Genomic DNA, 20,741 nt, shown 5'->3' with positions numbered 1-20,741 from the left:
CGTTAATGCCCTACGGAGGCAGCTCCCTTTTCACCTACCAGTTGCCAACGGCTGAACCGAGAAAGATTGAATGGCTCAATCAGTTCGTGGTCGTTCCCGGTAGCCACAGTATGGGCCATCGTCAACCCGCTGATCGGCGTCGCCTTGAAGCCCCAGGTCCCCCAACCGGCATCGATGTAAAAACCCTCGATCGGTGTGGTCCCCATGATCGGGGAAAAGTCGGGCGTCATGTCGCAGAGCCCGGCCCACTGTCGAAGGATCTTGATATCGCCGAGCATGGGGAACAGGTCGATCAGATGGCCAGCAGTCCCTTCGGCAAAATCCAAGGTGGACCGCATGGAAATCAGTTCGTACGGATCGAGCGACGCACCCGCCACGAGTTCTCCGCGCGACGACTGACTCACATAGAGGTGCAAACTGGCCGAAACGACAATTTTATTGAGCCAGGGCTTGAGTGGCTCGGTCACCATTGCCTGCAGTGGGTGGATCACCAAAGGGGTCCGCAGAGAGACCATCTCAGTGATGCCGGTCGTCCAACCGGCTACCGCGGAGAGGACTTTGCGGGTTTTGATAAAACCTTTGTCGGTATGCACACCGCAGACCGCCCCGTCGCGAATTTCGATATCGGTTACCCGTGTCTGCTGGTGAATTTCGACGCCCCGCTGGTCGGCACCCCGGGCGTAGCCCCAAGCGACCGCGTCGTGCCGGGCGATGGCCCCCGGGGGATGATAGAGGGCCCCGTGAATTGGTGGCTGCTGCCCTCCACAATCAAGGTCGATTTCCGGGACCATTTGCTTGATCTCGGCAGGAGTCACCAACTCGCTGTCGATCCCCAAATGTTTGTTCACTTCGGCACGCCACCGCTGGGTCCGCAGCGAGGCTGGCGAATGGGCAAGGGTGAAATGGCCCCGCTCGCTGTAGAACAAATTGAGGTCGAACTGTCGCGAAAGATCCTGAAACAGTTCGACGCTGGCCTGATAAAAACGGGCTCCTTCAGGAGTCAGATAGTTGGAGCGGATAATCGCCGTATTGCGGCCCGTGCCACCCCGGCCGATGTAGCCCTGCTCCAGGACCGCGACATTCGTGATCCCGTGTTCCCGGGCGAGATAATAGGCGGCTGCCAGGCCGTGCCCGCCACCGCCAATAATTACCACATCGTATTCGTTGCGAAGTTGCTCCGGCGCGCGGAACATCCGCGACTCCGGATAGTCTTTGCTGAAACCAAACTTGAGCAGGCGATGGGGCATGGAAAGGATAGGAGCTGTTTTTTTAGCCCGCGGGCGCGGAGCCGTGACAAGGTTATTAGAAAAATGTCAGGTACTGATCGATCTCCCAGGCAGTCACCTGCCCTTCGTAGGTCTCCCATTCCCGACTCTTGAGCTCAATAAACTCGTCGGCAATCACGCCCAAAGCGCTGCAGACGACTTCGTCGCGACGCAATTCTGCGATCGATTCCTGCAAAGACTGTGGCAAGATTTTGGTACCCTCGGCGAGAATTTCGGCGAGCGTGCGCTCGTACATGTTGCCCAGGTTGGGTTCCCCCGGTTGCATTTTTTTTTCAATCCCGTCCATCCCGGCGGCCACGTAGGCGGCCAAGGCCAGATAGGGATTGCATCCGGCCGAAACGGTGCGGTCCTCAAAGTGCCCCGGACCGGCGGTGCGGATCATCTGGGTGCGATTGTTGTCTCCGTAGCTGATGAACGCAGGGGTCCAGGTATAACCGCTTCGATTGGATTGCAACCCGGCGCCCAATTTGAGCCGCTTGTAGCAATTGACCGTCGGGCTCGTCACCGCGCAGAGCGCGCGGGCATGGTGCAAGATACCCCCCACAAAATGATAGGCCAGCTCCGAACAGCCCAGGCCCCGCTCGTCAGAGAGATCCTCAAAGACACCCTCGCCTGTCTCCGCATCGGCCAGATGGAAGTGAACATGGAGACCGCTACCGGTCTGCTCGGCAAACGGTTTGGCCATGTGCGTGGCGATGGCGCCGTATTTTTTTGCAATCTGCGAGGTGGCCATCTTGAAGAACGTGACCCGATCGGCCGTGGTTAGCGCGTCCTGAAAATCAAAGTTGACTTCAAACTGGCCGTTGGCATCCTCGTGATCGGTCTGATAGACACCCCAACCGAGGCGGTTGAGGCTGCTGGTCAACTCCTGCAGATAATCCATCGCCGGGGCCATCGAGCGGAAGTCATAACACGGCTTGGTCAGGTTGTCGACCTGATCGGGATTCCAGGGTGCAATGCTGCCATCGGCAGCGCGAGTCACCAAAAAGTGCTCCGGCTCCATGCCAACATTAAACACATAGCCCCGTTTGCGGACATCGGCCAAGACTCTTTTCAAGTTGGTCCGTGGGCAGAACGGGTAAGAGACCGCATCCACAAACAAATCGGCAGCAAAACGGGCCGTATTGGGCATCCAAGGGAGCGGTGTGTAGCTGGCTAGGTCGATCCGCGCGAGCATGTCGTGCGAATGAGGTCCCTGTCCGACACCCCAGACCGCCGCTCCGGCAAAACCGGCCCCCTCGTCAAGCATGTTATCAAAACTAGAAACGGGGACCATTTTGACCTTGGCCGTTCCGTGGATATCCACAAACTGCGCAAGGATGAATTCCACACCATCTTTTGCCATTTGCTTGCGAATCTGTTCGCCGTCAGCCATCGTTTTAACCCCTGCCAAAAAAACTTCGGAGTCTTGATTGAACTCGTATTGCCGAGGTCTACTTCCAATACCGTCGGCTTTCTACTCTCGCATTACCCAACCTACCTCATAATCCCGACTGCCCGGGAATCCAATCCGTTCCGGCCAGGGGCACCCGGGCCATCGCGGCCGCTTCCACGCTCAGGGCCACCAAATCTTCCGGCTCTAGGTTGTGGACGTGACTTTTGCCGCAAGCGCGGGCAATCGTCTGCGCTTCGAGTGTCATCACCTTGAGATAATTTGCCAGACGGCGACCCGCCGCCTGGGGATCGAGTCGCCCCGCACGCTCGGCGTCCTGGGTCGTAATCCCGGCCGGATCGGCCCCCTGATGCCAGTCGTCGTAGGCACCGGCGGTCGTGCCTAAGGCGTTGTATTCTGTTTCCCATCGTGGGTCATTGTCTCCAAGGGCCACCAGCGCGGCGGTGCCGATCGAAACCGCATCGGCTCCCAGGGCAAGTGCTTTGGCAACGTCTGCCCCGTTGCGAATTCCGCCCGAGAGAACGAGCTGTACCTTGCGGTGCATGTCGAGCTCCTGCAAGGCATCGACCGCAGGCCGCACGCAGGCAAGGGTCGGCTGCCCCACATGCTCGATGAACACCTCCTGAGTCGCCGCCGTCCCCCCCTCCATCCCGTCGAGTACCACCACGTCAGCGCCCGCCTTGACCGCCAACGCTGTATCATAGTAGGGCCGCGCCCCGCCGACCTTGACATAGATCGGTTTTTCCCAGTCGGTGATTTCCCGCAGTTCGAGAATTTTGATCGCCAAGTCGTCCGGCCCGGTCCAGTCGGGATGGCGACAGGCAGATCGCTGGTCGATGCCCGCGGGCAGCGTCCGCATCTCGGCGACCCGTGGGGAAATTTTCTGGCCCAACAACATTCCACCACCGCCCGGTTTTGCGCCTTGCCCAACCACGATCTCAATCGCATCCGCCTTGCGGAGATCATCCGGATTCATCCCGTAGCGAGAAGGCAGGTACTGATACACCAGCAACTGCGAGTGTTCCCGTTCTTCGGACGTCATCCCGCCATCGCCAGTCGTGGTCGAGGTCCCGGCCAAGGTCGCCCCGTAACCAAGCGACTCTTTGGCAGGCCCTGAGAGCGAGCCGAAGCTCATCCCGGCAATCGTGATCGGGATCTTCAATTCCAGGGGTTTGCTGGCAAATCGGTTGCCCAACACCACATCGGTGGCGCACTTTTCACGATATCCTTCCAACGGATAGCGGGACATCGACGCCCCCAGAAACAGCAACTCGTCAAAGCTTGGCAGCTTACGCTTCGCACCGGCACCCCGGATATCGTAGATCCCGGTCGCGGCCGCGCGACGGATTTCGGAGAGCGTGTAGTCGTCGAACCGTGAAGACTTACGCGGCCTAGTAGGGGGATGGGAATCAGTCACGGTCGTCCTAATCTACTGAAGATTCTTTCTTTGTTAATACGCATCGGCCTGATCGACATCAAAATGGTAAAGCTCCCGGGCCGAACCATAGCGCGTAAATTCACTGGTTTTCAGATCGGAAATGCCCGCCTGGGACAACACACTCTCCAGTAAGGAAACGTGTTCTTCTCGCATCTCCTTTTCAATGCAATCCGCACCCAGGCTTTGGACTTGGCCCCGCACAAAGAGTCGCGCTTCGTAGATTGAGTCTCCCAATGCATCGCCCGCATCCCCCAGCACGATCAGATTGCCGGTTTGCGCCATAAATGCGGACATGTGCCCCACATTGCCCCGCACCACAATATCGATTCCCTTCATCGAGATCCCGCACCGCGATGAGGCGTTGCCTTCGATCACCAGCAGTCCCCCCCGTCCGGTCGCCCCAGCATACTGGCTGGCGTTGCCTGCCACCGCAATCGAACCGGACATCATGTTCTCGCCAACTCCCGGGCCCGCCGAGCCGTCGATTCGAATTGCAGCTGCCTGGTTCATGCCTCCACAGTAGTAGCCGACATTTCCTCGAATGGTTACTTCCAGCGGGGCGTCGATACCGACCGCCACTGCATGGCTCCCTCGCGGGTTGAGTATCTCCCACTGCATTTCCGCCTTGTTCTCGCCGCGCAGCAAGTCCGACTGCCTGTGCAATTCCTGGTTCAATTCCCTCAGATCACGATCTGCGAGGTCGAAGGTTGCCATGCGTCAATGCTCCCAAAAATAGACGGTCGCCGGCTCCGGTTCCCAAACCGTTGCCTGTTCAATATCGGGCAGAACGACCAGGGCGCGATATTCCGAACCAAAGGCGACGTAATCGTCGTTCTCGGCAAGGACAGCGGGCTTGCAGGCAATCGGATCTCGCAACACGCCAAAACCGCTGCGTGTACTGACGAGGAACGTATAAAATCCGTCCAGATCTTCCAGGGCACCTTGCAAGGCAGCGTCCAGCGAAACCCCGCAATCGATGCGAGAAGAGAGATAGGCGGCGGCAACTTCCGTGTCGTTTTCGGTCTCAAAACCAATCCCCGCGCGCTGCAGCTGGCGGCGGAGGTTGTTGTGATTCGATAGCGACCCGTTATGGACCAGGCACTGATCCGGTCCGGTGGAAAAGGGATGGGCTCCCCGCGTAGTGACCAACGACTCGGTCGCCATCCGCGTGTGTCCAATTCCGTGGCTACCTGCCATCTTGCCAAGTCCAAAACGGTATACCACCTCGGTCGGTGGGCCCACCTCCTTATAGATTTCGACGGCCTCGCCCGCACTCATGATCCGCAAATCCGCAAATCCTTCTGCGATCCGCGCTTGCACCCTCGGGACCTCGCTAGTTTCCACCCGCAGCACGGCGTGGGTGTCATTTACCTCCATCTCGAGTTTGTCGCTCAGAAGTGCAGCAAGTTCCCGACGCAATTTGGGGAAATCGCTAGTGGGCTTTGCTGACTGCACCGTGAGCTTGATTGTTCCGGTGGTCGCTTGTCCGTAGATCGCAATTCCTGCGCTGTCAGGGCCGCGATCACTCATCGTAATGAGCATCTCAGACATGTAGGCACCGAGCTGCCCCTGGAGGGATGGATTCTTCAAGAACAAGCCGACGATTCCACACACGCTGCTACGCTCCAATCCGGTTACGTCCAATCATGATCCGCCCTCAGAGATCCGGAATTATAAATGGCTACCGCCTGTTAGAACAATAGCCCGAAATACCGTTTTGGAGTCCCGTCCTCTGAAAGGACTACGATGCATCGCTGCTCCGTGGCCCGGCTGCAGCCCGATCTTGGCAATCCAAGTAGACGGAAAAGTCGATGTCTCGATCCGCTCTACGACCAAGCGGCTTTGTGCTACCTCTTTTCGAGATTCCAAGCGCAAGCCATCCTCAGATCCCTCTCCGAAGCGAAAAAAACTAATAACTAACGAATGACACCGACCACACCCGGTCGGGCGAAGAACCGTCCGGTTCCACCGACGATCGGACGCGTGACGGTATTGTCCAGGCGAGGCGAGTGGTGTCCGTAGGAATGCGGGCCGGTCATGATGAACGAGCCATCGGTGTCATCCCATGACACCGTCATCCTGGACAGGCGGAACTCGCGATCGACGTCGGTCCCGATCTCGTGATTGGGTCGCGTTACGATCATGTAACCACTGGCGATGCCCACGATCTCGCCATCGGCCGGCTTTCGGCTAGACGGCATCTCGTGGAAGACGTCTGCCGACCAGGTGACCATGTCACCGTGACTCTGGTCGGCCTCGCCGATGTCGATACGTTCCAGGAAGGACTCGTGGCAGTAGACCACCACATCGGGTTTGCTCGACAGTCTTGATTCACTGTGGGAATCGTGCTGTCCATTTCCGGCGCAGCCTGTGATTAGGATCATGGAATACGCAAAAACCAGTTAGATGATTCGGCGCGTCCTGTCGTGTCGCTTTCTTTGTCGTGTGTACTTATTAACAGCGATTTTAATCGCTGCGGGTCTTCACGGCCCCCATGGTTTTTACTCGCTGGGGATGATGGCCGGCCAGGTCACGGGTTTCGCGCCGGTCGGTCTCTAGACTCGACAGCTCCCACGGCTTGCCTCACAAGCAACCAGCTTCCAGGGGCCCGTCCTGACAGCCCAGCTACCGCAGACGCCCCAACACAGCGTGTCGAGGCCATCGCGCTGGCTGCCCAGATAAACGGGTAGTAGGATCTTTCCTTCCAGCGGCCACAGCGAGGGAAAGCAGCTGCACTACAGATTGTTGGCGCAAGCTCGATCGCGAACACCTGGCGCCAGCATACTCTTCCATCGCGAGAGATTTCCGAGTATGGTCGCGAAGTCGATGGCGCGTGGCACACCCTGCATGATCACCGACGTCGGGGCGGCGGGTGAGAGCGGCATCATCGTGCCTCCCGGCTCCCCAGAGCAGCTGGCCGATGGCAGCGACGGGATGACTCGCCGCAATCGACCGACGATCCCTCCGCACCCCAGACGAGACCCGATTTACATTCGATCGACCTATCTCGACCATGGAATCGATCGACAGCGAGCTGCTCGATGCCGATTTGTAATGCTATCCGCTGGGCCAGGCGAGGTGTAGTCTCGCGTCTGACGCACAACGTAACCCTCGAGGAAATCGGTGCCGGCGGGCTCGCTCGGCGGTTCGTCGAATCTGAGCTCATCGAAACCACCGACATTCTCGATCTGCCGCTGGCCCCTGCATGTCAACGACTCGCCGTCCCGAATCACCGATCTCGCCCCGGTGAAGCAACGATTCTTCACGAGCCGCTCTACTGGCCGAATCAAAACCTACTTCTTTCTGCGCAGCGAAAGGTGATCCTATCGCCGAACCACGGTACCATTCGCCCGGAAAATCTCGACCCACGACCTTTCTTGTTTCACCGCTCGACACGACTCGAAGGCCTTTACACCAGCTTGCGATCGTTTCGGTGGAGCGACTACCAAACATTGGTCGATCAAATACCGATGCTCTACGTTCTCGGCCAGATGGCAGCGGAGCTGGATCAACCGATCCAGCTTGTCTTGTCTATCTGCCACCGCTGCGCCCCTTCGAAGAACACTTCGTTTTACCACGGCTACCGTCTGGTGTGGAACTACTGCCACTGGAACCGGGTATGACCTATGTGCTATCGAAGTACGTCTTCGCATTGTTCCTTTTCAATCTTAACTCTGGATTCCTACCTTCGATTTATCTCGACGGATTTCTGCGAGACTTTTGCCCCTCGAGACCCCGTAGGCGAGATCGACTCATCTACATTACACGAAAGAAAGCATCAAAGTGGCGCCGAATAAACAACGAATCTGAGCTTGAGTCAGCGATTGGGCCGCTTGGTTTCGAGGCTTTCGTTCTCGAAGACCTGTCAGTTGCACAGCAGATCGAACTCTTCTACGACGCGCGATGCGTCGTGGGACCCCATGGTGCCGGGTTAGCGAACCTTTTCTTCTGCGCTGACGCGGATGTATTCGAGCTATTCGGACAGCCTTGGGTTTGGTAACATTTCTACTTCATCTGTAAAGCGAGACAGCTGCGATATCACTACCAGTGTGGAACGGCCAAAGGTCGGCACGATAACTTTTCAGTCGACGTGCCTCGCCTCGTCGGAAAGCTCGAGCAAATACTGTAAAGACGGATTCTCCAAAGGTAGCCCGACCCTCGCCGTACTCCGAATTATCACGTTGCTGCTCCAAAATGACCGATATGGGTAGATTTTTTGGAGGGGCAGAATATCTTCCTCTGGCGGGGAGTGTGTGAGATTTTCCGTTTATCGATGAGTTGTCTTCGAGTCGATTGAGATTCGTAGTGCGCTACATGATCGGGCACAAGATATACCTGTTGCCATGCGGCTGATATGATGGCGAACACCGAAAAATTCATCTACCTATCCGAAGAGCATTCGTTATGAATCCTGTTTTTGTTACCGGTCCGACGGGATGCATCGGCGCCGCGACGGTACGATATTTACTCGACAACGGTGTTGAACGAGTCATCGGCCTGAGCCGTCGGAGTGACGCGTCTCGGATCGATGAACGATTGCGTGACCGTATCACGCTAATTGCCGGCGACGTGACGGACATTGGCATGATCCGGGATGTGCTACGAGAGCATCAACCCAGCCAGATCATTCATCTGGCGGCCTTTCAGACTCCGGACTGTGACGCGTTACCGCTTGGCGGCCTGCAGGTCAACGTCGGCGGAACGATGGCCCTTTTGCAGGCAGCCTCTGAGTGTAGCGAGCAGTTGCAAAAAATGGTATTCGCGAGCTCGGCAGCGGTCTACGGACCGCGTAGCATGTACGACACATCGGGGGTTGCGACGTCCAGCGCGATGTCTCCGCCGAATCTCTATGGTTACTGGAAGGTGGCGGGTGAAGGAATGGCCCAGGCCTTTCATCACGAGACGGGAATTGCCACCGTCAGTCTTCGTCTAGCAACGACGTACGGACCGGGTCGTGATCAGGGCCTAACCGCTGCACCAACGACCGCGCTGAAGGCCGTGGCCGCAGGTCGCCCGTTTCGCATACCCTACGAGGGCCGCGAGCATTATCATTTCGTGGACGATGTGGGAGCTGGTTTCGGACAGGCGGCGATCGAACCATTTGACGGTTACGGCGTGTTCAATTTGCGTGGCCAGACCGTTGAGGGAACAGAGTTTTTACGGATCGTGCGAGACGTAGCTGCGGAACTTGAGATTTCACCGGTGGACGTGGATATTGACGATGGCGTCGTCGCAAATCTATTTGTCTGTGATCTTGATGACGAGGCCACGCGTCAGGCGTTTCCCAAAATGCCTTTGACGACGTTGCGGGATGGCATACGTCGTTCGCTCGTGTATTTCACAGACCTGGAGCGAAGCAATCAAAGCGACTCGTAGCGACTGCTAGGACAACGTAGGATCGGGTTGTCACCGACAGAATTGTGTTTGACGGACAGTAAAAATAAGGGAGAAGAAGTGGTTCCTAATTTCAAAGAGCTGCGTGCGTCGAACGACGCAGAGAACGACGGCGTGGAGCTGCAGAAACGAATGGATGAAGACGGTTATCTTTTTTTTCGCCAGCTGCAAGATCCAGATAAGCTGCGTCAGCTGCGGCGCGAAATGTTGACTGTCATGCAGCAAGGCGGCTGGCTCATCCCCGGTACAGATCCCAGTGAAGGAATCGTAAACCTAAACGCACGGTGTACCGAGGGTGACCTGGAGTACACGGAGGTTTATCACAAGGTGTATAAACTTCAATCATTCCACCAGTCAGGCCACTGGCCGGAAGTGATGCATCTGCTACGGCAAATCATGGATTGTGAAGTCATGCCGCAACCTCAAAAAGTGGCTCGGCTCTGGTTCCCCAAGTACACGGACCACACAACTCCGGTGCATCAAGACTTCGTGCATTTCCAGGGTACATTTCGTAATCTGACCTGTTGGGCACCCGTGGGCGATTGTCCTCGCGAACTCGGCGGACTTGCCGTGCTTCGAGGCTCGCACAAGGTCCGTCGAGTCCTGGAGCATCATTTTTCATTGGGAGCCGGTAGCCTTCATCTCAACTCCGACGAACATGCCGAATTGGGAGGTGACTGGAGATCGACGGATTACGAGATCGGCGACACGCTGATTTTCCCAGCGTTAACCGTTCATCAAGCACTTCCTAATTTAACCGAAGATCGACTTCGCGTATCACTGGACAACAGGTATCAGCGCGTCGGGGACCCAATCGCCGAGCACATGCTGACACCGCACCTGAGCAACTTCAGTCCAATCTCATGGGAGGATGTATATCGAGGCTGGTCATCCGACGAAGGAAAGTATTACTGGCAAGAGCTTGACAACCCGGTCGTTCCTCGAGATGCGTCATACTCCAATCATGGATTCGATGAAGCGATGGAACTGGCGCGCGCAGGCGACCGTAAGGCAAAGCACCACCTAGAACGAATCTCAAGGCGAGATCCAGATAGCGAGCAGGGGCGTAGGGCATCCGCGGTACTGGCCGATCTGCCCTGATCAGCTGATGCTTAAGACCTACCACGGCCCGCACACGAATCTTCTAAAAGCAAACGTGCAAAAAAAGCCGATGGGGTTACGTCCTGGAACATCTTTTGAAACCTGCGGTGCACGATTTGACAGGGATCGCACCTTCCTGGAGACCGATAACGTCAAGAACCAATGACCAGCGGCCCAGTCTCTGTCTCCTTCCACCGCTGCTGGAACTCGGGAGAGTCCACATCGTCCCAAAAGTCGGTCGCGACGTCGTTGTCATAGCCGGGAGTGGGCCCCGGAATCGGCTTACCCAACAGACGTTCCAGCAGGCGAAGATTGTCCTGTGAGCCAGGTTTGGGATCGTGGCGGCAGAGGATTGTGAGGCCACTTTGATAGCGAATGCGAACCAAAAAGGGCTTTTGAGCAGGCGCTCGTTTGCGAGCGTACTGCTTAAGCTTTTTTTTGTCGATCGTCAAACCGAGCCCCGGCTCTTCAAGCACGGTGACGTGTCCGTCGACGACCGGCATTCGCTCCACGGTAACATCGTCAGCCCATAGGTGCGCCAGGTTGACATGGTCGATCGCGGCCATCTTGAAGACCGCCGCCTCGTGGGCGAGAAAAGACTGGTTAATCGTGCCGCCACACTGCTGGAGCATGATGGGGAGCTCGGTTGCCTCGGCCACCGCCGCCGCCTTTGCCGCGGCACCGATCGGCGCATGCCCCGCCATCAGTCCGTCGCAGAGGCCGTCGATCATAAAATCCGCCGGGCCGTGATGCACCAGAAGAGGTAACTTTGTTTTCGCGCGCAGACGTCTCCATCCGGATCGATCCGTGGTGACAATGGGATCCTCGATGCGTCCGACGATCGGAAACTTTTCTAGCTTCTTGATTAAGGGTTGAATTCTTTCGTATGTCGAATTGGCATTGAAATCGTAATGAACCCGAAAGCCCTTGGGGGCCACATCTTGCATCGCGATGGTTTGATCAATGACATTCTGGAGCTCATCCACGTGGTACTTGAGCCAGTGGTAACCACGTTCAGAGACGCTTTTCACCTCGAGCGCCATCGCCTCCGGGGGTAGCGAAACGGTCCAGGCTGCGACGGGAATGCGTGATCGAAATTTCGGTCCAATCAATTTCCAGGCGGGCAGTTCAAGAAACTTGCCCATCAAATCATAAATTGCCATGTTCAGAGGCAGGCAGTTCAGATCACCGACCCAGTCAAAAGGATCCGTGCCGAGATATTTGGCGATCTCTTCATCGTTCAGGTAAGAGTGCCCCCAGTTCTCGCCAATGCCCTCGAACCCTGCATTCGTCTTCACGACGAAGACGCTGCGAACCTGAATGCCAGGACCATGGTAACGCTGAAGGTTCAATGCGTTGTATGGATGATAAGGCAGCAAAACTTCGTGAGCTTGGATCTCCGAAATTCGCAACGCAGAACGTGCCCCCTTCATCTTCTTTTCAATCGCAGGGTCTTCTGCCCAGAGTCGGCGGCGGGGGAGATAGCAAGATGCCGCACCGACGGCGGTCGTGGCGAGAAACTGGCGGCGAGTCAACATGATCGTTTCTCTTGACCAATGAGTCGTAGCCGAACTTGTAAGGGTCCGCGCGATGAGGCCTCCGACGTCCAGGCAAACCTGAACATCTCGTGACAAAATCTGATGAAAGATCCGCGTTCGTACTTAGTGAACTCGATCAGAATACGCCGATGTCTGCTAGGCATGTCGTCTGCCTTCACCGAAGGGGGCTATTTACGGGCGAGATGGGGTCCTAACTGGGTTCGATACCAGATGCGGCTCCTGCCTGGATGAAATTGTGCAACACCGAGGCCTCTTGCGTCAAATCAATACCGGCACAAAGGCAGTCTTCGTCCAACTCTTGGCAGCTCTTGTCGCCCCCCCCCTGTCGCGTTTTTCCAATGGTGCAACAAGATTCCACCAGAATCGCAGCTTTATGGTCAGAAAACGTCCCAGTCTCCGATTCCCCTCCAGTCCCCGTTGCGTGAGTATCTTTCACTTCCTCGCCGACACTAACTCGACTTTCGAAAAGTCCTGTGACAAAATTAGCGTTGTTGCGAGGTTCCTTATGATCTTTCCTTGATTGGACTGAAACTTCTACCATGTCATTTCCTCAACCGCGGAACTGCTGCGTAATCTTTGCTTTGATTTCTTGCTTGACGCTTGATCATGGGCTGGATGCTGACGAAGTGAAAACGGTCAACTTCAGTCGAGAAGTTCGCCCCTTACTTTCGGACACCTGCTTTCATTGCCACGGCCCCGACGAGAATCAGCGTGTTTCTGATTTCCGTTTGGATACGAAGGAGGGCGCTTTTGCTCAAATCGGCGACGATCAACCGATCGTTGCCGGTGATGCTTCAAAGAGTGAATTGGTGCGCCGTATCACGTCAGATGATCCCGACTACCAGATGCCTCCCCCGAACGCAGACCGTCGTTTAAGCGATAGCCAGATCCAACTCCTCACGCGTTGGATCGAAGAAGGAGCTGCCTGGCAGGAACACTGGTCCTTTGTGGCTCCGGTTCGCCCAGAACATCCTGCCACCAACAACAGTCAGTGGCGGAAAAATCCTATTGATGACTTTGTCCTAGCGCAACTCGAAGCGCGCGGCTTGCAGCCTGCCGAACCGACCAGCCGCACCAAACTCCTAAGGCGTGTCAGCCTCGACTTAATTGGCTTGCCACCCACGCTTACTGAAATTGACAACTTTTTGGCAGACAAATCCGAACTGGCTTACGAAAAAGTCGTGGACCGTTTGCTCGACTCTCCACGCTACGGAGAACGCATGGCATTGCTATGGTTGGATGCGGCTCGTTACGCCGACACCAGCGGCTACCAAAATGACGGTCCCCGATACATGTGGCGGTGGCGGGATTGGGTCATCGATTCCTTCAATCAAAACATGCCCTACGATCAATTCACGATTGAACAGCTGGCCGGCGATTTACTGATCGACCCTGACCGCCTGAAACAGTTCACGAAGGTCGAGAACGTTGGTCAGGGACCGGCGTGGCGCGGCGCTGCCGTCTTCGAAAAAGACATTTTAGATCACCTCATTCCGACTGGATTCAATCGAAATCATCGTGGCAACGCAGAGGGTGGCATCATTCCAGAGGAATATCAAATGGAATATGTCGTCGATCGAGTCGATACCACCTTCACCGTCTGGTTGGGATTGACGATCGGCTGTAGCCGATGTCACGACCACAAATATGATCCGCTGAAACAGCGGGAGTTTTATGAAGCCTTTGCCTTCTTCAACAACATTCCAGAATACGGCCGTGCCATCAAAGAAGGCAACTCCCCGCCCTTCATCAAGGCCCCTACCAACCCACAACGAAAACAACTTGCAAACATTGACCGAGAACTTGAGACATCGTTACAAGCAGTCGACGAGTTGTCCGCACCATTGGATTCCGCACTTGCTGCATGGGAATCAAAGGTTGACCGAAAAATCGCCAGTGATTGGACCGTTACTCAAGGCCTTATTGGACATTTCCGGCTGGACGGGAACGTAAAAAACGATATTACTGGCTCTCATCAAGCAGGCTTCAATGGCCCCGGAGGAGGCTTTGTCCAAGGGCCTATCAATCAAAGTGCTCAATTCAATGGCGAATACCACATCGATGCAGGTGACTTCGCCGACTTCAGTTACTTTGATCGTTTTTCGTTGTCGGCCTGGATATTTCCTACCCAAGACACCGGCACGATTATTTCTCGCATGACACCGGAGGCGCAATCTGATGGTTATTACGTGCATCTACAGAATGGACAACTTGAAGTCAATCTAGTCAAACGCTGGCTCGACGACTCGATTCGCATCGCAAGCGTTCGTCAACTTACCTTAAATCAATGGCAACATGTCGCCATTACCTACGATGGTTCGCGCACATCCCACGGGATCAAAATCTACATTGACGGTCAACTTGAACCACAGCAAGTAAACCAAGACTTTATTAATCAAACCTTTGCGGCCGTTGAACAACCCGTACGGATCGGTGGTGGCAGCCAGGATTTTTCTGGTGCCATTGATGACGTGAGACTCTACGAACGAGACCTATCCGCCACGGAAGTGCAACTTGTCGCCACCGCACAGACAATTGCCGAAATCCTGGCGATCCCTCTTGCCGAACGCACGAAGGTACAGATCGCCAAACTCAGGGCATACTTTATTCAACATCTGGCTCCTGAACCGATACGCGAAGCGCACGCTCGGCTTCGGCAACTTCAAAAATCCAGGCAGGATTTTCTTGCGAGTATCCCCACTTTGATGGTGATGCAAGAACGAACCACACCTCGCCAAACGCACATCCTTTCTCGGGGGCAATACGACAAACCAATCGCGCTCGTTGCAGCCAACGTTCCTGCAGTGTTTCCCGACCTACCCGCCGATGCCCCTAAGAATCGCCTTGGCTTTGCCCGCTGGTTAGTCTCGGGAAATCATCCGCTCACGGCGCGAGTGGCAGTCAATCGTTTTTGGCAAATGTATTTCGGCATTGGCCTTGTGAGTACGACAGAAGATTTCGGAGCGCAAGGCGAGTTACCGAGCCATCCTTTGTTATTAAATTGGCTCGCCACTGAATTTGTTGGCAACGGTTGGAACGTAAAAGCGTTGCAAAAGCTGATCGTGATGAGCTCAACTTATCAGCAATCGTCCCAATCAACTCCCGAAATGCGTGCTCGAGATCCCGACAATCGACTTTTGTCGCGTGGCCCCCGCTTTCGTTTACCGGCGGAGACAGTGCGAGATCAAGCCCTTGCAGTCAGCGGACTCTTGAAACATCGCTTGGGAGGGCCATCGGTCCGACCCTACCAACCCGCCGGACTCTGGAAAGAAATTGCCACCGACACGGATTATGAACAATCACACGGTGACGATCTCTATCGTCGCAGCCTCTACACTTACTGGAAACGCACCGTCGCCCCGCCCACGATGGTGACGCTCGATGCAACCGCCCGCGAAGCCTGCACGGTCAAGCGTTCCCGTACCAACACACCGCTGCAAGCTCTGGCCTTAATGAACGAGAAAGGATTTGTCGAAGCAGCACGTGTCTTCGCAGAAAGCGTCATGGTCAAAATCAACGAGACGCCCACAGAACGAATTCGAACGATGTTTCGCCAGGCGACAGCACGCGAACCGACCCCAGCTGAATTAAAGGTTTTGCTGCAGGGCCATCAGCATTATTACCAAGCGTTCTGTGCAAAACCACAAGCTGCCGAAGAACTCTGTGGCGTTGGTGAATTCCCGCGAAACAAAATTTTAACAGCCGAAGAAGTCGCCGCACTTACAACGGTCGCCAGCTTAATCCTGAACATGGACGAAGTCCTGACCAAGGAATAACTCATGCATCCCCTGAAGAACCACTTGCTCACGACGACGCGCCGCCACTTCTTTGGTCAAACCGGCATCGGCGTGGCCGCATTGACCTCATTACTAAATGCCAGCACAGCACAGGGATCGCCGACCGACGCCGACGGCGATTTCCCCCATGCCCCTCATTTTGCGGCAAAGGCAAAACGCGTCATCTATTTATTTCAATCAGGTGCTCCGTCGCAACTTGATTTATTCGATTACAAGCCGAAATTGACCAACCTGCGAGAGACGGAACTGCCCGATTCGATTCGACAGGGCCAACGTTTGACGGGCATGACCTCGAAACAATCAAGCTTTCCCGTGGCACCCTCCAAGTTTCGCTTCGCACAGCGTGGGGCATCTGGTGCTTGGATCAGTGATCTGCTGCCCCATACGGCCAAAATCGCCGACCAATTATGTTTCGTGAAATCACTTCACACCGAAGCTATTAACCACGATCCGGCAATTACGTTCTTCCAAACCGGTTCTCAGATTGCCGGCAGACCGTCCATGGGATCCTGGCTTTCCTACGGTTTGGGGAGCGCCAACAACAATCTGCCCAGCTTCGTCGCGATGGTTTCCGGCAGTGGCGGCCAACCCCTCTACGAGCGGTTGTGGGGGAGTGGTTTTCTCCCCACTCGCTATGCGGGAGTTAAGTTTCGATCCGTGGGCGATCCGGTTCTCTTTCTCTCGAATCCTCAGGGACTCGATGCGAATCTTCGGCGACGTTTCCTCGACGATTTAGCGAAACTCAACGAACAAAAACTAGTTGAATCGGGAGATCCCGAAATCAGCACACGGATCGCCCAATACGAGATGGCCTACAAGATGCAGACGTCGGTGCCGGAACTGACTGACATTTCCGACGAATCGCCTCATACGTTTGATCTTTATGGGGAAGATGCAAAAAAACCGGGAACCTATGCGTTCAATTGTCTGCTTGCTCGACGCCTTTGCGAACGCAATGTACGATTCGTCCAACTCTTTCACCGTGGCTGGGACCAACACACTCAGTTACCAGAAAAAATCGGGACTCAATGCCAAGACACAGACCGCGCTTCCGCCGGTCTGATTAAGGATCTTCAACAACGCGGCCTTCTGGAAGACACGCTGGTTATTTGGGGAGGTGAATTTGGCAGAACAGTTTACTGTCAGGGGCGCTTGAGCGCCGATGACTACGGACGCGACCACCATCCTCGCTGCTTCACAGTCTGGCTGGCAGGCGCTGGAATCAAAGCAGGCACTGCCTTCGGGAAAACAGACGATTACAGCTACAACATCGTCCAAGATCCTGTTCATGTTCACGATCTGAATGCTACCATCTTGCACTGCTTGGGAATTCATCACAAACAGTTAACTTTTAAATTCCAAGGTCGCCACCACCGCCTGACTGACGTCCACGGTAAGTTAGTCGATGGAATTCTCGCTTAGCACAAGTTTACTGTTACCGGCATCTCAACGTGATGAACTACATCTCTGTTGAAAATCGCTCACCCGGCATTGTGCAGTAAGGATCATTCTGGACAAGATTGAAGTATGAAATCCTCTCGCTCGCGATAATCTCTAGACTTGTCTTTAATCTCTAGACTTGTCTTTCGTCACGAAGCAGACGAATTTGCATCTTCTCTTTCAGTTTTGCAATCACAAAATCCCTTGATGCGATTCACAAACATTCCTGACACGCCTCTCGCCCCGAGAGTAATCCGAAAGAACTACTTTGAAACGGTTGATAGGTTGCCACAAACAACAGATTGTAAGTGACAGGAGATTGCCAGCGGTTTATGAGTGACAGGGATTTACTAATTCGAAGCTAAATTTGGGGTCAGACGAGCTGACATCAGAGTGATGCCAAAGCACTGCGGGAGAAAGCAGTCTGCCGAGAGATCACGAGAAACTCGCACGAGACGAGGTCTGGTAGACACGATGAGTGCGTACCAGACCTTGCAAACGGGCTGAAAACGAAGGATGCTGACGCTAGATTTTTGTCCTTAACGGCCTGCGCCCCAGAAATGAAAAACACAAACATGAGAGTCAGTCAAATTCTTGAAATCGCACGATTCAGCGGTGTTTTCATTGGCTTCTGTTTGGCTTTTCGCGAACCGTCCGATCCGCAACGAGCGTTCCATTGGCTATCGGTTTGTGTCGTGGCCTCAATCGCCGGAATGACCGGGATCGAAAGTCTGTTTTTTGGCAAACAAGGTGCATCGGCTTCCGGTTACTCAGATCCGGGTCCCTACCAGCGGCAGTCCGCATTCAACAACCTCTCAGTAGCCATCGTGAGCCTTGCCGTCTTTGCCATGAACTGGGGCCCCCAAGCCGAAGCAGCGATCTGTTCCGTACTCCTCGTATTTCTAACATTGTCGTCAATCAACCACGTCCATTCGGCGTGGCAGGATGGTAATCGAAGCTGGCGAGGTTTGACGCGTCCGCTGGGAGTCATTGCTCTTTTGATCGCGGTGCTTCCGTTCATGTTTCGCGCTTTGGCCACCTCATCGTAAGTGTCTGCGGGCCTTTACGAGGAGGCGGGTGCTCTACGAGCAAATACCATCGCCCCACCCTGGAAAATCCTTCAGATCAACTAGCAACGCTTCGGCCAGGATCTGATCGCACCAACGTTGCTGGGATGGGTTCTCAGTTAAGGCGAAACAAGTTCAAACGAAAGTGCAAAACAAGTTGTCGTGCGACATTGATCCGATGCCACAGTTTCCAGTCGGATCCTCAGACATGCGGTGGCAGGAATTCAGAAAACAGCAGCGACATCTGAAACAATCGAAAATGTGACCCAACACCTAGGAACTCGATGAGAACCGCGTACGCATTGCCGAGTCAATCATCCGACCACTTCCACTACGGCAGCTGGCATCGAGGGAATCATTCAACAAACTCGCTAATGAGATTTCCGCCACCCAATCCTCCGCAAAAACGGTACGGTTTGGCCTGAAGACTTTCGCAGCGATCGACGAAACTCTGTCATGCATCACTCGCGTCGATCCAGCACGCAAGCGGGGTCTCTTAGACCGGATTCCAAAGTGATGGATGATCGTGTCCGCGGAGTAGAATTCAGGTACAGCCGGCAATCAAGTGCGTTGGATACTGTGTTGCGAATCTGATTAGCGAACCCAACCGAAACTAGGGCTGAGATGGGCCACGAAAGAGTCGCTGCGTTCCAACGCGATTGACACCGCTTTGTTCAGCCACCTTTAACATCGCAGCAACTCGGTCGACAAGTGGAAATTGGACGCCCGACCGAAAGAGTGACTTAATCTTACTGGCTTCATTCGCGCAACAGTAATTGATACGAATCCCATGTTGCTTCAACAACGCGGTGTGATCAGGATCGACGGATTCGCCTCCCAACAGCTGAATAAACTCGGCTTTCATGGCAATGGTTTCACGAATGTAATTCAACGAATTTGCCTGGCGATCCATATTACAAATCTTGATTCTTTTGTCGACATGACGGGCGGCACGAGCCGCTTCCGTCCCACATGCCAAAAAGGCCTGATTCCACCGGCCAGTTTCAATCATTTCAGCAGCGACAGCGGCCGCAAGTTCGGGCGTCCCCTTGAGATGAACATTTAGCCAGATGTTGGTTGGCATGATCGAAAGAGTTTCTTCCAACGTGGGAATCCGTTCATTTGCAAATTGGGACCCCTTCCAGGAACCCGCATCAAGTTTCTTGAGTTCCAACAAGGTCAAGTCCGAGACAGGACCGGTTCCATCCGTGGTCCGATCGACGGTTCCATCGTGCATCAGTACTAACTTGGCATCGCTGCTAAACGCGACGTCAAACTCAATCATCGCCACGCCTAGACGAATCGCTTCACGAAACGCCGCCAAAGTGTTCTCCGGATGCGTATCACTCGCACCTCGGTGAGCGCAAATACCGCGATCAGGCATACGAACTCCAGTTTGCGTTGACTTATCTTCCGCTTCAGCAAACACGACACATCGCTTGGCTCGATTGATCCCTATCAATCCACCCGTCAACGGATCTTGCGCGAATCCTTGTCCCGTAAATGGTATCTCCTGCGTTCCGATCCATTGCAGCACGTCGCCGCTCTTAGGTAACTTCAATTGATAAAACTCATTCCGGTCGTGTCCAGTCACAATCAGCTGTTCATTTCGCCAAATTCCACCGGAGAGACTAAAGCGACCGAGCTGTCGAATCAGCGCAATCGGGTAGGTCCAACGTTCTTTCTCAGACCAATCATCATCAAATTTAATCAACAAGGTTTCGGAGTTCCTCGCACCGTAATGCGCAAAATTGCACCACCAATGTCCGGCGTGACGAACGACCCAGGTGAGGCTACCAGGCGGCTGTAAAAACTGATGGAAGGTCGACAACTGCATGCTGTTCAAGTCGAGCGATTTGATTTCACTCTGTTCTGGTAATCGCGGAAAATTCGAATGGGCACACAGTAATTTCCCCTTCCAGAGAAAACCGCTATTCAAATGTGCTGCATCCCCGCGACTCGTCGCGACTTCTCGTTTCGTCAACCGATCATATTTGGCCACCGTTCGACTGCTGATGGCATACACGTATTTCGCGTCAGCAGCTGCGGCCTGGAAGGCTTCGGCAGCCATTAATTCATCGGTCTGGCGCCAAATCAGTCCTTCCAGGGCGACTGCATGATCGAAGATGCCCAACACGCTGACAGCTACCAAGACAAAAACGAGTCGACATTTCATTCCATTTCCTACTTCGCGGTCGTCGTGTTTTCAACTGTCACCAATCGCGTGAGGCGATGGGAGAATACTTATTGACCCACTTCATCTCAC

The 20,741-nt window shown here is 54.7% G+C and carries 16 protein-coding genes; 7 read left to right on the top strand and 9 right to left on the bottom strand.

The window, feature by feature from the left end; all coding sequences use genetic code 11:
• Positions 1–2: 2 nt before the first annotated feature.
• The 6 genes from P8N76_04710 to P8N76_04685 form a co-directional block, all read right to left on the bottom strand.
• On the bottom strand, positions 3–1,193 hold the full coding sequence (locus P8N76_04710; protein MDG2380953.1) for an FAD-dependent oxidoreductase: 1,191 nt from the start codon (positions 1,191–1,193) through the stop codon (positions 3–5).
• Positions 1,194–1,302: 109 nt separating this feature from the next.
• Entirely contained in the window at positions 1,303–2,661 is a 1,359-nt protein-coding gene (gene glnT, locus P8N76_04705) for a type III glutamate--ammonia ligase (GenBank protein ID MDG2380952.1), read from the bottom strand.
• Positions 2,662–2,767: 106 nt separating this feature from the next.
• On the bottom strand, positions 2,768–4,096 hold the full coding sequence (locus P8N76_04700) for an FMN-binding glutamate synthase family protein (GenBank protein MDG2380951.1): 1,329 nt from the start codon (positions 4,094–4,096) through the stop codon (positions 2,768–2,770).
• Positions 4,097–4,129: 33 nt separating this feature from the next.
• Positions 4,130–4,831, bottom strand: a complete 702-nt coding sequence (locus P8N76_04695; GenBank protein ID MDG2380950.1) for a hypothetical protein — start codon at positions 4,829–4,831, stop codon at positions 4,130–4,132.
• Between the two features lie 3 nt (positions 4,832–4,834).
• Positions 4,835–5,731, bottom strand: a complete 897-nt coding sequence (locus P8N76_04690) for a glutamine amidotransferase family protein (GenBank protein MDG2380949.1) — start codon at positions 5,729–5,731, stop codon at positions 4,835–4,837.
• A gap of 302 nt (positions 5,732–6,033) precedes the next feature.
• Positions 6,034–6,501, bottom strand: coding sequence for a hypothetical protein (locus P8N76_04685; protein MDG2380948.1), 468 nt, complete (start codon positions 6,499–6,501; stop codon positions 6,034–6,036).
• Positions 6,502–6,928: 427 nt separating this feature from the next.
• Between P8N76_04685 and P8N76_04680 the strand changes: the two genes are divergently transcribed.
• The 4 genes from P8N76_04680 (at position 6,929) to P8N76_04665 (ending at position 10,612) form a co-directional block, all read left to right on the top strand.
• Positions 6,929–7,201, top strand: coding sequence for a hypothetical protein (locus P8N76_04680; GenBank protein ID MDG2380947.1), 273 nt, complete (start codon positions 6,929–6,931; stop codon positions 7,199–7,201).
• Entirely contained in the window at positions 7,159–7,740 is a 582-nt protein-coding gene (locus P8N76_04675) for a hypothetical protein (protein MDG2380946.1), read from the top strand. Before P8N76_04680 ends, P8N76_04675 begins: the two co-directional genes overlap by 43 nt.
• Positions 7,741–8,521: 781 nt before the next feature.
• Positions 8,522–9,493 carry an NAD-dependent epimerase/dehydratase family protein gene (locus P8N76_04670; GenBank protein MDG2380945.1) on the top strand — a complete coding sequence of 324 codons (972 nt, stop codon included), beginning with the start codon at positions 8,522–8,524 and terminating at the stop codon, positions 9,491–9,493.
• A 27-nt stretch (positions 9,494–9,520) separates the two neighbouring features.
• Positions 9,521–10,612 (top strand): phytanoyl-CoA dioxygenase family protein, encoded by a 1,092-nt coding sequence (locus P8N76_04665; GenBank protein ID MDG2380944.1) that lies wholly within the window; start codon positions 9,521–9,523, stop codon positions 10,610–10,612.
• 152 nt (positions 10,613–10,764) lie between these two features.
• Here P8N76_04665 and P8N76_04660 read toward each other — a convergent pair whose 3' ends face one another.
• A complete protein-coding gene (locus tag P8N76_04660; GenBank protein ID MDG2380943.1) occupies positions 10,765–12,150 on the bottom strand; it encodes a mandelate racemase/muconate lactonizing enzyme family protein in 1,386 nt (461 codons plus the stop codon).
• 211 nt (positions 12,151–12,361) lie between these two features.
• Entirely contained in the window at positions 12,362–12,712 is a 351-nt protein-coding gene (locus P8N76_04655; GenBank protein MDG2380942.1) for a hypothetical protein, read from the bottom strand.
• Here P8N76_04655 and P8N76_04650 point away from each other — a divergent pair.
• The 3 genes from P8N76_04650 (at position 12,711) to P8N76_04640 (ending at position 18,457) form a co-directional block, all read left to right on the top strand.
• Complete coding sequence (locus P8N76_04650; GenBank protein MDG2380941.1) at positions 12,711–15,947, top strand: DUF1553 domain-containing protein; 3,237 nt, start codon at positions 12,711–12,713, stop codon at positions 15,945–15,947. The genes P8N76_04655 and P8N76_04650 overlap by 2 nt on opposite strands.
• A gap of 3 nt (positions 15,948–15,950) precedes the next feature.
• Positions 15,951–17,390 carry a DUF1501 domain-containing protein gene (locus P8N76_04645; GenBank protein MDG2380940.1) on the top strand — a complete coding sequence of 480 codons (1,440 nt, stop codon included), beginning with the start codon at positions 15,951–15,953 and terminating at the stop codon, positions 17,388–17,390.
• Between the two features lie 593 nt (positions 17,391–17,983).
• A complete protein-coding gene (locus P8N76_04640; protein ID MDG2380939.1) occupies positions 17,984–18,457 on the top strand; it encodes a hypothetical protein in 474 nt (157 codons plus the stop codon).
• 631 nt (positions 18,458–19,088) lie between these two features.
• Here the strand turns inward: P8N76_04640 and P8N76_04635 are convergent.
• A complete protein-coding gene (locus P8N76_04635) occupies positions 19,089–20,651 on the bottom strand; it encodes a glycerophosphodiester phosphodiesterase family protein (GenBank protein MDG2380938.1) in 1,563 nt (520 codons plus the stop codon).
• Between the last annotated feature and the right edge of the window lie 90 nt (positions 20,652–20,741).

Source organism: Pirellulaceae bacterium (assembly GCA_029243025.1).
Taxonomy (GTDB): domain Bacteria; phylum Planctomycetota; class Planctomycetia; order Pirellulales; family Pirellulaceae.
The sequence above is the reverse complement of the archived record's forward strand: the minus strand, read 5'-3'. Positions and strand labels throughout refer to the sequence as shown.

What these genes read in the sequence shown, in the direction of transcription:
- P8N76_04655 (MDG2380942.1), bottom strand. Translation starts at nt 12,712, where the DNA reads ATGGTAGAAGTTTCAGTCCAATCAAGGAAAGATCATAAGGAACCTCGC.
- P8N76_04675 (MDG2380946.1), top strand. Translation starts at nt 7,159, where the DNA reads ATGCCGATTTGTAATGCTATCCGCTGGGCCAGGCGAGGTGTAGTCTCG.
- P8N76_04640 (MDG2380939.1), top strand. Translation starts at nt 17,984, where the DNA reads ATGAGAGTCAGTCAAATTCTTGAAATCGCACGATTCAGCGGTGTTTTC.
- P8N76_04710 (MDG2380953.1), bottom strand. Translation starts at nt 1,193, where the DNA reads ATGTTCCGCGCGCCGGAGCAACTTCGCAACGAATACGATGTGGTAATT.
- P8N76_04680 (MDG2380947.1), top strand. Translation starts at nt 6,929, where the DNA reads ATGGTCGCGAAGTCGATGGCGCGTGGCACACCCTGCATGATCACCGAC.
- glnT (MDG2380952.1), bottom strand. Translation starts at nt 2,661, where the DNA reads ATGGCTGACGGCGAACAGATTCGCAAGCAAATGGCAAAAGATGGTGTG.
- P8N76_04695 (MDG2380950.1), bottom strand. Translation starts at nt 4,831, where the DNA reads ATGGCAACCTTCGACCTCGCAGATCGTGATCTGAGGGAATTGAACCAG.
- P8N76_04645 (MDG2380940.1), top strand. Translation starts at nt 15,951, where the DNA reads ATGCATCCCCTGAAGAACCACTTGCTCACGACGACGCGCCGCCACTTC.
- P8N76_04660 (MDG2380943.1), bottom strand. Translation starts at nt 12,150, where the DNA reads ATGTTGACTCGCCGCCAGTTTCTCGCCACGACCGCCGTCGGTGCGGCA.
- P8N76_04635 (MDG2380938.1), bottom strand. Translation starts at nt 20,651, where the DNA reads ATGAAATGTCGACTCGTTTTTGTCTTGGTAGCTGTCAGCGTGTTGGGC.
- P8N76_04650 (MDG2380941.1), top strand. Translation starts at nt 12,711, where the DNA reads ATGTCATTTCCTCAACCGCGGAACTGCTGCGTAATCTTTGCTTTGATT.
- P8N76_04685 (MDG2380948.1), bottom strand. Translation starts at nt 6,501, where the DNA reads ATGATCCTAATCACAGGCTGCGCCGGAAATGGACAGCACGATTCCCAC.
- P8N76_04670 (MDG2380945.1), top strand. Translation starts at nt 8,522, where the DNA reads ATGAATCCTGTTTTTGTTACCGGTCCGACGGGATGCATCGGCGCCGCG.